We start from the raw sequence: 13491 nt of genomic DNA on the forward strand, positions 1-13491 counted from the left end.
TAAGGATCACGATGCGCCGCAAAAAATGCTTCAATGGGGCCGCTTTTTTTCAAAGCGGAAAAGATCGGCGCTCCGCGAATACGCATGTGGTGTATGGGTACGCTTCAATGGGGCCGCTTTTTTTCAAAGCGGAAAAGCAACATGCGAGCAAGCCGGAGCCCCAACATGCGAGGCTTCAATGGGGCCGCTTTTTTTCAAAGCGGAAAAGTGCCCGAAGAAATCTTGGGCATTCCGAAAGCCGTCACGGTGCTTCAATGGGGCCGCTTTTTTTCAAAGCGGAAAAGCGCGGTAGGTTTCGATGAAGTCGGCGACGGCTTGTGCTTCAATGGGGCCGCTTTTTTTCAAAGCGGAAAAGGCGTTGCAGCGCGCCGGACTGTTGCCGCCGGGCGTGCTTCAATGGGGCCGCTTTTTTTCAAAGCGGAAAAGTGGAAAGCATAGAAGTAATCGTCTCTCCCTAGATAGCTTCAATGGGGCCGCTTTTTTTCAAAGCGGAAAAGTGTCGGAGCCGCGCGATGCGCGGCAGGAGGGCGGTAGGGCTTCAATGGGGCCGCTTTTTTTCAAAGCGGAAAAGGGACTCGACCGCGCGCCGACCGTCAACGTGACGCAAGCTTCAATGGGGCCGCTTTTTTTCAAAGCGGAAAAGGGGCGTGGAAATCTACAACTGCGACTACCGCGACTTGGCTTCAATGGGGCCGCTTTTTTTCAAAGCGGAAAAGCGGAAACTCACACGTCGCCCGGCGAACGGCGCGTCAGGCTTCAATGGGGCCGCTTTTTTTCAAAGCGGAAAAGGTGCTCAATCCCACCGCGTACCAGTCAGGCTCAAACTGCTTCAATGGGGCCGCTTTTTTTCAAAGCGGAAAAGAAGAGCTTGAGCAAGAAGCCCAGCGCTGGTCATCGCGCTTCAATGGGGCCGCTTTTTTTCAAAGCGGAAAAGGGCCGAATCAACGACTTGAGGCGACGGCTACTCAACCGGCTTCAATGGGGCCGCTTTTTTTCAAAGCGGAAAAGTTGCTCTTCGACGCAGGCGTGAACGACGGGTGCACGACGCTTCAATGGGGCCGCTTTTTTTCAAAGCGGAAAAGGGGTCGAGCGCAATTCGCACGTTGGCGCTATTCGGGCTTCAATGGGGCCGCTTTTTTTCAAAGCGGAAAAGCTGAGGTCGCGGCGTTGATGGACGCGATCACGGAGGTGCTTCAATGGGGCCGCTTTTTTTCAAAGCGGAAAAGCCCACCCGTCCGTGTTGGAAATTGTAAAAGCGTCCCAGCTTCAATGGGGCCGCTTTTTTTCAAAGCGGAAAAGCCTGCTCGAGTTCGCGCAGCACCCGGTCGCGCGCGATGCTTCAATGGGGCCGCTTTTTTTCAAAGCGGAAAAGATATAAGGCGGACATGCAGGCAGCGGGCGTCATAAGGCTTCAATGGGGCCGCTTTTTTTCAAAGCGGAAAAGCGACGGGCGGGGCGTTGGGGGCGGCGCAGGCGGCGGCTTCAATGGGGCCGCTTTTTTTCAAAGCGGAAAAGCATCCGACGCGCGGCGGCGCTCAAGGGCGTGGAAATGGCTTCAATGGGGCCGCTTTTTTTCAAAGCGGAAAAGACGCCTGCTGCACCTCGGTCCGATACCGCCAGACCTGCTTCAATGGGGCCGCTTTTTTTCAAAGCGGAAAAGGGATGCAGGCGCGCAGATTCGCGGCAGCTTGGCGGCTTCAATGGGGCCGCTTTTTTTCAAAGCGGAAAAGCGCCGGAACCAAGCGCACAGCGCCCGGCGGCGCCGCTTCAATGGGGCCGCTTTTTTTCAAAGCGGAAAAGCAATTTGCAGCGCGTGCGCGTAACACGGCGTCGTCGGCTTCAATGGGGCCGCTTTTTTTCAAAGCGGAAAAGACGTAACAGGTGTAACGGGTTTTTGGTGAATTTTAGCTTCAATGGGGCCGCTTTTTTTCAAAGCGGAAAAGCGTAACGTTTGCCGGTGCGCTGACGCACCACGTCCGGCTTCAATGGGGCCGCTTTTTTTCAAAGCGGAAAAGAAATCGAAAACAAAACCGCCTCCTGCTTGCCCGAAAGCTTCAATGGGGCCGCTTTTTTTCAAAGCGGAAAAGACGTGATCGTGTCAAACAACGTGCGCGTCAACAAGCTTCAATGGGGCCGCTTTTTTTCAAAGCGGAAAAGCCGGTGGTGGACGAGTCCAACGTCATCGAGGTGCAAGCTTCAATGGGGCCGCTTTTTTTCAAAGCGGAAAAGGTTCATCGCCAACGACGCAACGGCAACGATAATGGGCTTCAATGGGGCCGCTTTTTTTCAAAGCGGAAAAGCTTTGACGCGCGCAATCCGCGCGACAATCCGCTCGCTTCAATGGGGCCGCTTTTTTTCAAAGCGGAAAAGAAGGAAAGGTTCCTGGCCGGGTTTCCGGCGATCGCCGTGCTTCAATGGGGCCGCTTTTTTTCAAAGCGGAAAAGGGTAAAACTCAGAGCCGACACCCCGACCCCCTGCCTGCTTCAATGGGGCCGCTTTTTTTCAAAGCGGAAAAGCGTCACGAACGTACTGCCGCCGCCGCCCGGTGGCGGCTTCAATGGGGCCGCTTTTTTTCAAAGCGGAAAAGGTCGCGTCGTAATTCTCCACCACCCTCTGAGAGAGCTTCAATGGGGCCGCTTTTTTTCAAAGCGGAAAAGATGGCGTCGCCTCCTTTGCCTCGGATTCGACCGGCGGCTTCAATGGGGCCGCTTTTTTTCAAAGCGGAAAAGACGCGCGGCGAGCGTCGCGTACGACGCGCCCGGCAGCTTCAATGGGGCCGCTTTTTTTCAAAGCGGAAAAGAACTCAAGGCGTTCGGCGCCCGATGGATCTCCGAACGGCTTCAATGGGGCCGCTTTTTTTCAAAGCGGAAAAGCCCCGTCGTGAGCGTGATGGTCCCCGCCGCCGTCACGCTTCAATGGGGCCGCTTTTTTTCAAAGCGGAAAAGCTGCGCCGACTGCGGCGCGAGGGGAGACGTAGTGGGGCTTCAATGGGGCCGCTTTTTTTCAAAGCGGAAAAGCCTCTCGCGCTGGTCGCTCACGCCACGGATTTGCGGCGGCTTCAATGGGGCCGCTTTTTTTCAAAGCGGAAAAGGAGCTCGAGCAAGAGGCCCAGCGCTGGGCCTCGCGCTTCAATGGGGCCGCTTTTTTTCAAAGCGGAAAAGGCGGCTTGATTCCCGGCGGCGCGACGATTCCGGGCGCTTCAATGGGGCCGCTTTTTTTCAAAGCGGAAAAGAAGGGGCGGTAGGAAAGGAAAAATCTCGACAAGGGCGGCTTCAATGGGGCCGCTTTTTTTCAAAGCGGAAAAGATACCAAGCCAAAATCGAGGCGCTCCGCCAAACCAAGCTTCAATGGGGCCGCTTTTTTTCAAAGCGGAAAAGTGACTCGCTCATCACCGCTTCCCGGCGCGCTGAAAGCTTCAATGGGGCCGCTTTTTTTCAAAGCGGAAAAGGCGTCCACGCCCCCGCCTCCAACCACACCAGCCGCACGCTTCAATGGGGCCGCTTTTTTTCAAAGCGGAAAAGTTGTGTGGTGGGGCGACCGCCGCGAAGTTAGGCGGCTTCAATGGGGCCGCTTTTTTTCAAAGCGGAAAAGGGCTCTCACAGCGAAAACAGAAGCTCAGCTACGCCGCTTCAATGGGGCCGCTTTTTTTCAAAGCGGAAAAGGGGCGCTGCTCGCGAGTTTGCCGCCACTTAGACTGGCTTCAATGGGGCCGCTTTTTTTCAAAGCGGAAAAGTTGGGTCTTGGCTCACGGGAATACGCGCCTAAAGGGCTTCAATGGGGCCGCTTTTTTTCAAAGCGGAAAAGGCCGCCCGTGTAAACCCTGTGCTGTCAAAGAGCTACAGACCGTTTTGCGAGCGGTGGCGATTTTGTAGCCCCGCGCGCGCCGCGTCGTCAAGTCCATTTTTGCAAACTGTTGATCCATAAGGTTCTAAGCTCTGCGAGCGGTTCCCGACACAAGCCTCGCCACCTCGCCGCTCGCACCCCACGCTCGCCACACTACACAATAACGGCAATGCGCTCGCTCGGATTCGGCTCCAACGGCTTGCCCAGCGCCTCAATACACGCCTTGCCACGCCCATCTACCGGCCCAACATCCACCAGCATCACCCGATCCTCACGCTGATTCATCACCTCCGTCAGCGCCATCAAAAGCAATACACGCTCCGTCGGCGATAAGTCACAGCGAAAGACCGAATACTGTACCGCATCGCCAAAGCCGCGCATCACTCGATAAACCTGCCGCCATCGTTTTTGGTCGGCGATATCATAGCAGACGATGTAACGATTGCGCATCAGCCCCTCTCTTTCCCGCCTTTATCAGCGCGTTACAAATGGGATATAGCGCGGGATTTCACCCATGATCGCGCGCGCCAAAAGTCGAGCCTGAATTTCAAACACCCGACGATAACTAACCTGATAGCCAAAGACCGGATGCGTCACCAACTGATCAAGACGGCGCTCAAAAGCCTCGATAAACGTTTTGCGTCCATTCGGTTTCAGTGCAAAAGCCCCACCACGCTCAATAAAATCTGAAGGGCTAATCTCACCGTTGTTAATGACCGTAATCACAACCGAGTCCGCCACCAACGGGCGAAACTCCTCCATCAAATCAAGCGCCAAAGCCGGACGCCCATAGCGCGGCTGATGGTAAAATCCCAGATAAGGATCAAAACCAACGCCAAGCATCGCCACCAGCATTTCCTTAACCAACAAACTGTATGCAAACGAAAGCAAAGCATTGACCGGGTCCTTCGGCGGACGACGATTGCGCCCCGTAAAATCAAACGGCGGGGTGTCCTCCGGCGGCAGCTTGAACATGGTCGGAAAATGCTCGAAGTAAGTCCGCGCCGCACTCCCCTCAACCCCTAAAAGCGACGCGAGCGCATCCGAACGTTCAGCCGCCGCGCGCAACGCCGCTAACTGCGCCAATACTTCCGACGAAAGCCCACGCCCGTTACGCCGCAGCAACAAACGGCTGTTGCGAATCTTGCCGCCGACAAAATCCTTCGCCAACCGCAGGCATACCGCCGGGTCAGCCGCCGCCTGAAACTGTCGGCGGCGCAACTCAATGTTTTTGTGCGGCGGCGGCGCGGTGACCGCCTGCAACCATCCCCCGTAGCTCAAGTGCAATACCGGAATCTCACGGCTCGCCAACTCGCGCAGCGCCTGCGCCGAAATCTGGACGTTCCCAAACAAATTCACCTGATTGACTTCCAGCAGCCGTACGGCGTCCACCGTTTGCCCCTTGTCGCGGATTTCCAGTACATCACCCTTGAGACCCAGCGTATAACCCTGCCCCTGAACGTAAACCGCCTTGTTGTCGTCACGCGCAGGCATCAACCGCCGAACCTCGCGCAGCGAAGGCGCCGGCAACGCCTCCAGCGGCGGCGCAAGTTCCGGCGACGCTTCGGCGACAGGGGCTTGCCCACTCGCTTCCGCCTTCCGCAAATGGTTGATTTCATCCGGCAAACAAACGCCGACCAGCGAACAACGCGGACACTTGTTGGAGTGAACCAGCGGGGGCGGCGCGACGCCCGACGCCGCCAACGCCCGCGCATCCGCCAACAGTCGCCGCGTCCGCGCCTCCAACTCCGGCGTAAACTCAACCCGGACGCGCGTTTTGTCCGCCGCGTAGTAAATCACGCCGTAACTCGAAGCGTAGCCGTTGGCGCGCAGCAAAAGCCCCTGCAAACACACCTGAATGCGCTCCGGCTCCCATGCGCCTTCCGGCAAGTCCGGGGCCGCGCCCCGTTTGTAATCCACCGGCACAAGTTGCCCGTCGTCGCTTTCCAACACGTCAATGACCGCCAGCGCGCCAAGCTCCTCCGAGCCGACTTCCACCGAACGCGCATGAATCGCCGTCTCCGACGTGACGGCTTCGGCGGCGGGTACGCGCCCGCCTGCATCGTCAACCCGCCGATGGACATATCGCCCCTCGACGACATCCAAATTCTCCGCCCACTCGCGCTGGACATACTCAAGGTAAAACAAGCGCGGACAATAGACGTACTCGTTGAGCATGCGCGCCGGAAGCAACTCCGGCGACGACGTGACGGCGTTGGGCATAAGTATTCTCCGTCTGTCTGTACAGAACACTGCCACGCCTTCCGGCGCAGCGCGTGGCGTCAAGCCGCTGCGCCGGGAAGCGGTGGAACGCCGCCGCGCGCCAAACACTTGACGCGCCTCGACGTAAGAAGCATTCCCATATCTCGAACGGAAAGGCGCGCACCGCGCGGCTTCCGTCGCCCCTACGCAACCTTGCGCGCGGGCGTGAAGTTGGGCGTTTTCCCGACCAAAATGCGCCGGACGCGATAGACCGCCACAATCCCCATTCGGCGCAGCCGTCGCCGGTCGCCGTTCTCAATCGGATCGTCCTGCAACGGCGCGAGCGCCAGCAGTGACGGCAACAAGTCGGGCGGGACAAACGGCTCCCACAGCGGCCACGTCCAGCGCGTGTCGTTTGCGCCGAAGCCGGTGAACCCCAACGTTTTGAGCTTGCCGCCGACCGGCCACGCCGTAAACCACGCGAACGCCTCCAACGCCAGCCGATTGGCGCCGAGCATGCCGCCGCGCTTCTTGCGCTCCGGGTCGCCCGACGGCTTGCTCCACTGGTAGGCATGACGGCGATCCTCCGACGGATCGAGATGTAACGACTGATTGTCCAGCGGGTCGGCATAGTCCCACGGTTTGAAAAGCGTTCGGCGCAAGTGCTCGCGCTGCGTCCGCTCCAGAATGGATTTGATGTTGCCAAGGTGATAGTCGCGGCGCGTCGTCTGAAGCTGACTGGTCGCGTCGGCCCCAACCAGATTGCTTGCGATGGCGGCGAGAAAATCCGCGTCGCGCCGCCGGCTCGCCGTCGCCTCGCGCCGCACGGCGGCGAAATCTAGGCCGCCCACCGCCTTCAGTTCCTCGTAAAGCCGCGCCGGATGGTCGGGAAGGTTTTTCACAAGCGCCGCCTCCAGCGCATCCAAAATGACTTGCTGATTCAACGGCCGCCCGCTGCGTAGTTTGGCCACCCAGCCGCCGTCGTCCGCCGTCCAAGCCAACCCAAGGTCGGGCGTTTCCGGTCGGTCGCGCAACACGCGCGCCAAACCCAGCGTCGCCAAAAAGCCCAGCGGCGTCGTGCCGTCCAAACCGCGCAACACAAGCTCGTGATAGGTCTGCGTCATGATGTTGGCTCCCGGAAAGCGGATTCAGCCCGCGGATCATTTTTCATTCACTGAGTAGTCCGCGCTCTTCGTCGGCGCTCGCCTGCTGGTCGGCCAGCCGCAGGACGGCCTCCAGATACGCTGCGCCCCACCATCCGTAACGCCGCTGCATCCGCCAAAAACGCGCCCCAACGCCCGAATCCAATCGGTGGGGCGGCGACTTTTCACGCCATGCCGTCGTCAGCGACGCCGTATAAGTCCTCCCCAACAACGCCGCCGTCAGCGTTACGTCCGGCGCGGCAACGTCCGCCACAACCGGCGCGAAGGGTCGCCCCCGCCCGTGATGTGCGCCGACAAGGTATAGGATGAGGTCAAGCTCGTCGGCGTCAAACGGCCGACCTTTGGGATCGGTTATCGAATCCCCCACGGCTTCCAGCATTTGTACCGACAACATCTCGTGCCGAAAGCCGCTCGGCAGTCCGGCCCGCTCACGCGCTTGCCGGCGCGCGGCCGGCGTCAGCGGAAGCGCGTCGGATTTAGCCAGCAAGGTCGTCGGCGTCGCGCCCAGCAACCACGCCTCCGTCCGGTCGGCGCGGCGCAGCAACGCTTGAAATCGCTCGTCGGCCTTGCCCCAATCGTGTCCCTCCGCCGCCGCAAGCCAGACCTCTTCCCGAATCGTCAGCGGCAGCGCTCGCGCCGTCCGCTGAATTTCATCGCGGACATGCCGACTGTGCGCCGCCAGCGTCACCGGCGCGTCGCTCGCCAAAAACGAACGCTCATCCTCACCGTCGTCCGCCAGCAGCGTCGCCCACTCCACCGCCGTCCCCAGCCGCTTTCGCGTCACAAGGACGTACCCCAGCCCGTCCGGGTAGGGCGCGCGGATGATCCCCAGCGTCGGATCAGCCAGCCGCCTGAGATTCGCCGTCAGCAACGAACATTCCGCCGGTCGCTGCGGCGCCGCCTGCGGCAAGCCGGACTCAAGTTCATCCGCCACGGCGCGCAGCGCCGTACGCCAATCCTCAAGGTTGAGCGTCGCTTCAGGGTCGGCGATGCGTTCAAACAGCGCCGTCAGCGTGGGCGACGGCGGCCAGCCGGCGGTCAAACTCGGGTGAAGCCGCACGACGGCGCGATCGCGGGCTTGGACGGCCGCCGGTTCCGCGACATCGCGCGGCGCGTTGGCCGGTACGTGGCCCAGCGCGTCCCAGCCGCCCGCGCCGACCGGCAACACCAGCGTATCGCCGGGTCGCAGGTCGTCAGCCGAAGTCAATACGGCGTTGTCTTCCAGTCCGCGCCAGAGCAACCCGCGTCGGGCTTCCAACACCGGCGGCGCTTTCTCCGCGGGTTTCGCATCGGCCGCCTCTTCCCCGCCGCCCAGCAGGTCGCCGCTGACATCCTTTGACCGATCATCGCCCGTCAGCCACCGCCGAAGACGTGACAACGGGACGGTCATACACTCGGCGGCTGTCGGCGGTAGTAGGGAAACCACCTCGCTCCATGTATCAAGCGAAAAGGCGTCAAGGTCAGCCCGCCAGCACACCTGTACGTCAGGCTCGCCGGGCTGCGGCCCGTGCAGCAACAGCGCTACTTGAGGATCAAGCGCCGGACGCGGGCTGGTTTGACACAGCAGGTCAAGGTGCGCTGGGAGCAACGCCGCCGCTTCGCGTCGCGCCGTCGGGCCCAGACAGTCGGACGGCAGGCATCCCGCTTCGCCATGACGCGCAAGAAGCGCGTCAAAAGCGTCAACCCCGAAATCCACCTCGCCCGCCACGGCAACCTGCTGTAACCACGCCCAAGTTTTCGGCAGGGCGTCGCCGTAGATTGGATCGGGCTTTTTCGGCTCGACAGCCTTTTCATCCATCAGGATGACCGCCTGCGCGCGAATGGGACGCCCACGCCGGTTAAGTCGCCCGAAGCGTTGCCGCAAGGCGTCCAAGGCGGCGCATTCTGTGATGAGCGCGTCAAAATCATAATCCGCGCCGACCTCAAGGCACTGCGTCGAGACGACAAAGCTCAAAGCCGCGCTGCGGTCGGGACGGTCGGGACCAACCAGCGCCGCCAACCGCGCCTGTTGTGCGTCACGGTCGTACGGGCGCATCGCGCCGATGACGAGTTCAACCACCGCGTCGGGAAACGCCTTGCGGAGGGCCTCCTCAACCGCGCGCGCTGTGGCCACCCGATTGACAATGACGCCAATCGCCGCCGACGCCGGCGGAGCGGCGGCGTACAAGGGCAGGTCGGCGTCCTGACGGAACATTTCGAGCAACGCCTTGGCTTCCGCGACAACGGCCTTCGGCATGTCGGCGACCAGCTTGAGCTTCGCCGGCTTGGCGGCCGTCAGCGCGCGATGCAAACGCGGCGCAGCGCGGTCTGCGGCGTCAAGGCTGAAGCGACGACTGCCGACGCCCTCCGGCGGCGTGGCCGTCATTGGCACAACCTGCAACGGGGGTACGCCAATTGCCTGCTCCGCCCAGCGCGTCGGGTCAAGGTAGTCGCGGACGGCGGCGAGCGTTTGGAGAAACGGCCGGCTCATGTGCGCTTCATCCAGCAAGACAAGGCTGTCGTAGGCGGCCAGTCCGGCCTGAATCGGCGCAGCTGTGTCCGAGACGCCGTAGCCGCGAAATAGCAGCCGCGAGCCGAACTGGTCAACCGTCGTACACACCACGAGCGGGTGCGTCGCGGAACGCGCCCAACGGTTATCGCGATAAAGACCGCCGCGTAGTTCCAGAACATCCAGCGGCGGCGCGCTCTCCGGCCGCAGCGTGGACAGCGTGCGCAAAGCGGCGGCCACCCGCGCCAACGTCGGATGCTGCGCCGGGCGGCGTTCGGCTTCCAGCAATCGCTCCGCCAGACGCAATGCGCGCTGGTAGGCGGCGTCCACAATGACGCGCCGGTTGACGCAGAAGAAGACGCGGCGCGGCGCCGTTCGCTCCGCCGGCGGCAGCGCCGCCTGACAGGCGAGCGCAAAGACCGCAATGTCAAGCGTCGCCGTTTTCCCCGCGCCGGTCGGCACGTCAATCACCTCCGGCCACGTTCCGGCGACAACCTGCGCCGCCAGCCGACTCTGCCACGGATAGGGCGGTACGCCATGCGCTTCCTGAAAAAACGTCTCAAAGTCATTCAGCGTCACAAGCGAGTCCATGCTTCCTCCCTTCCCAACCGCAGAAGACACGGAGAGCACGCAGAGGCGCTTTCTCATCTTTGGAGCGGCTTGAACAAGCCATAGCCCATAAACCGTCCCGCGCCGAGCAGAACGGGGCCGACGACCGGCCCGGCGAAGCGCAGGAAGACATGAAGCTGTGGCTTCGGGGCGTTCGCGCCTTTGGCGAAGTAGGGCGGAAAGCCGTCGCCGAGTCGCGCCTGCGTTGTCGGCGCGTTCGGTTGGCCGCGCAATGGACGGGCCTTGGCGACGGCGCGCGGCGTCCCGCGCTGCCAACTGGTTGCGCCAAAGTCAATCTCGACCGGTTCGGGCAGTCCGGCGTGGCGACAAGCTTCAAAGATCAGTGCGCCGACTTCCATTTCCCACGCCGCCCGCTCCTTGACCAAGTGCGCCTTGGGAAAACGATCCAGCACAACGGGCGTGACGCTCGCCCACGTTGTCGCGCCGCGCGGCGCGGCCGTCCACGTCTCTGGGCGGAGCGTGGCGCGGGCGTCGTCCCAAGCACGTTTGCGTAGCGTCCAGACGCCAAGCCGGCCCAGCTTGAGGGCGACCTCAGCCGGCTGCCCTTCCGCGTCAACAAGCACCGGCGCCAGCGCCCGACCGCGTTCGCGGCGCGGCACATCCGGTGGAAAGGCCAACGCTACTCCTAGCAGACGACCGTCGGCGTGTTCGCGTCCGACAAACGGCAGCGGCAGCAGAGCGATGTGGCGGCGTCCGTTGGTCAGCGGTTTCCCGTCAGGGTCATGGCCGCTCAGCCACGCCGGAGGCGGCTGTGGACAACGGCTCAGAAGCGTCGCCCGGAGCGCCTGTGTGACCATCAGTGCGGCCGTCACCGGCAGGGCGGGGCCGTCAGTTTGCGCGAGCACGAGCACATCCTGGTCGAAAGCCTCGGTCTTCTCCGGCGGCGACATGCCTACGGCGGCGCGTTGCACAACGTAATCGGTCGCTAGTCCAACGGTGGGACGGCGGCCGGCCTGAAACGTGTCGCGCAAACGGTCAAGCGAGGGGCCGTTGCGGATGCGGCGGAGTCGGCCGTCGGCCAAGCCAGACGGCGCAGGACGCCCATCAGCGTCATCGGGCTCTGGCAGCCAGCACACAAAGCCGTCTGCGAGATGCGGCGGCGCGGTTGGCGTCCACATCTGGACAAGTGACGCCGAATGCCCTAGCCGCGTCACCTTGGCGCAGAGCCGCGCCAGCGCGTCAGCGTAAATGGCGCTCTTTGGCGCTTCGGGCCAGTGGAGAAAACACGGCGCGTCACCAACCCAGACCGTCGGGAAGACGCGCGGCTGCTTGCTGCGCGCCAGCGGGACAGATTGAAGCAGCGCCGTGCCCTCCACCCGGTCGTTGATTGGTACGTAGGCGGTCGTCACTCGTCGGCGGCCGCCTGCGTCGGCAGGCAGCCAGAGCTGTGGATCGGGGAGCGTCGTCAGCCACTCCAGCGCCGCGCCTTCCTGCGGGTCTTCGCCAGTCTCAAAAAAAGCCGCCGCCAGCGCCAACCAAACGCGCGCCGGGTGTGGCGGCCACTCAGCCGCCTCACGGTTTGCCGCGTCGGTCGCCCGCGCGTAGCCGGTCAAGTAACGCCAAGCGATGGTGAACGTTTCTGTCATGACGACTCATCTCCCAACGAGAGAATGGCTCTGTGTTCTGCGCGTCCTCCGCGTCCTCTGCGGTTGGGCGGATTTCCTCACTTCTTCCCGTACTTCATTCTTCCTGCTTGGCATCCGTCTGGCTCTGCGCCAACCACTGGCTGTTGACGACCAGCTTGACGAGTTCCGTCGTCGGTCGCAGTTGAAGCGGTTGCTCAAGCCATGGCAGCCCCAACCGCTTGGCCTCGGCGACGGCTTCGCTGAAAAGCGCCACGGCTGTGTCGGCGTCAAGCGTTAGGTCGCGCTCAACCTCGCCGGGCTTGCCGAGCAATTCCCAGCGCAGCGGCTCGGTCGGCCAGAGCAAACAACGCGAGCGCAAATCAAGGCCGGCATCGTCCGCCAAAACAGCCGCGCACAGCCCCAGCGCGGTCAGAACCGTCCGGGCGGCGGCGTCAACCTGCGCGTCATGGCGGCCGTTGACTGGAAAGCGCAAGCGCCGCAGAGCGGGCAGCGACAAGACGATGGTTTGTTCGGCGAAGTCAATCGTCACGCCGCCGCCAAGGTATTCGCCGTTCCGGTCGCGTGTTGAGATCGTCGGCGTAACGTTGCCGTGATTGGCTTCCGACGGTCGCCCATCCTCGCCCAGCGTGACAGGTTTACCCTTTTCTTTGACAGCCTGCGCCGGGTCGAGCGTCCAGCCGGGAGCGACTTCCTGCGCTGCGCGGTAGAGCGGCCCTGCCTTGAGCTGAATCCCAAGCGGATCAATCCGGCTGCTCGTTTTCGCGCCCAGCACAGCGTTGACGCCGACAATTTCGCTGACCAACGCCCGTTCAAACTTCGCCCCCAAGCCACCCTTCGGCCCGGTCGAATCCCACATGCCGAACAGCAGCGCCGTCGGGCACAGCTCAAACAACGGCGTCGCATTGTGGGCGGAAGCTTCGCGCAGCCGCTTGCCGTAGGTGGATTCTCGCTTGACATTGGCGCTGCGAAACGGCTTGCCGTCTTCGGCGACAACGCTGTCACGGAGAATGGCGTCCACGACGCGATGCGGCGTTTGCAACGAGGTAATCTTGCCGATGGGTTCAAGCAGGCGCAGGGGTTCGGGTTGGTCGTCGCCGGGGAAGTACGGTGTGAAGTCCACCTCGATGACCGGCAGGACAAGGCGTCCAGCGTCGAAGGCTTGCTGGAGCGCCTCCTCCATGCGATTCGCCTGCGATTGGACGGAATCCATCAAGACGCACCGGACGGGGGCGGGGTAGTCGGGCAGGCGGCGTTCTTCAAGCGCGTACAGCCCGCCTTCGTAGGTCGGCGGAAACACTTTCGTACCAGGGCCGCCGGCGGGTTGCAGTTTGAGGCGGCAACGGAAAGCGGTGGCGTAGTTGACAGCGTGCCGGAGCTTTTCAAGTGTGATGGTCATAGCAAAGACCTCAAGAGCAATAATGGAATGGCGCGCTGCGGCGCATCTCAAATAAAAACGCAGCGTTTGCCAAACGATGTCGGCGCACGCACTCCGAATGAAACATCAAGTTGAAGGTGGGAGAGCGTACGGCAAGCTTGCCGCTATGTTTTTGCGTCAGAGGCGGCGCGGCCGCCATCTGGA

The 13491-nt window shown here is 62.0% G+C and carries 6 protein-coding genes and 1 CRISPR repeat array (1 of these 7 running past the window's edge); all 6 genes read right to left on the reverse strand.

Annotation, left to right across the window (positions count from 1 at the left end; genetic code table 11):
* A CRISPR array of direct repeats spans nt 1-3804; the repeat unit is 36 nt; unit sequence GCTTCAATGGGGCCGCTTTTTTTCAAAGCGGAAAAG; it begins 2791 nt to the left of the window's first position.
* Between the two features lie 192 nt (nt 3805-3996).
* Entirely contained in the window at nt 3997-4293 is a 297-nt protein-coding gene (gene cas2 / locus NZ585_04765; GenBank protein ID MCS7079349.1) for a CRISPR-associated endonuclease Cas2, read from the reverse strand.
* Between the two features lie 24 nt (nt 4294-4317).
* On the reverse strand, nt 4318-6066 hold the full coding sequence (cas1, locus tag NZ585_04770) for a CRISPR-associated endonuclease Cas1 (protein MCS7079350.1): 1749 nt from the start codon (nt 6064-6066) through the stop codon (nt 4318-4320).
* 182 nt (nt 6067-6248) lie between these two features.
* On the reverse strand, nt 6249-7169 hold the full coding sequence (locus NZ585_04775; GenBank protein MCS7079351.1) for a hypothetical protein: 921 nt from the start codon (nt 7167-7169) through the stop codon (nt 6249-6251).
* Between the two features lie 43 nt (nt 7170-7212).
* Nucleotides 7213-10287 (reverse strand): type I-U CRISPR-associated helicase/endonuclease Cas3, encoded by a 3075-nt coding sequence (gene cas3u / locus NZ585_04780; GenBank protein ID MCS7079352.1) that lies wholly within the window; start codon nt 10285-10287, stop codon nt 7213-7215.
* Nucleotides 10288-10340: 53 nt separating this feature from the next.
* Nucleotides 10341-11912, reverse strand: coding sequence for a type I-U CRISPR-associated protein Csb2 (gene csb2, locus NZ585_04785; GenBank protein ID MCS7079353.1), 1572 nt, complete (start codon nt 11910-11912; stop codon nt 10341-10343).
* A gap of 94 nt (nt 11913-12006) precedes the next feature.
* Complete coding sequence (gene cas7u / locus NZ585_04790; GenBank protein ID MCS7079354.1) at nt 12007-13308, reverse strand: type I-U CRISPR-associated RAMP protein Csb1/Cas7u; 1302 nt, start codon at nt 13306-13308, stop codon at nt 12007-12009.
* Nucleotides 13309-13491: the final 183 nt, after the last annotated feature.

This window comes from Chloracidobacterium sp. (assembly GCA_025057975.1).
Taxonomy (GTDB): Bacteria; Acidobacteriota; Blastocatellia; order Chloracidobacteriales; family Chloracidobacteriaceae; genus Chloracidobacterium.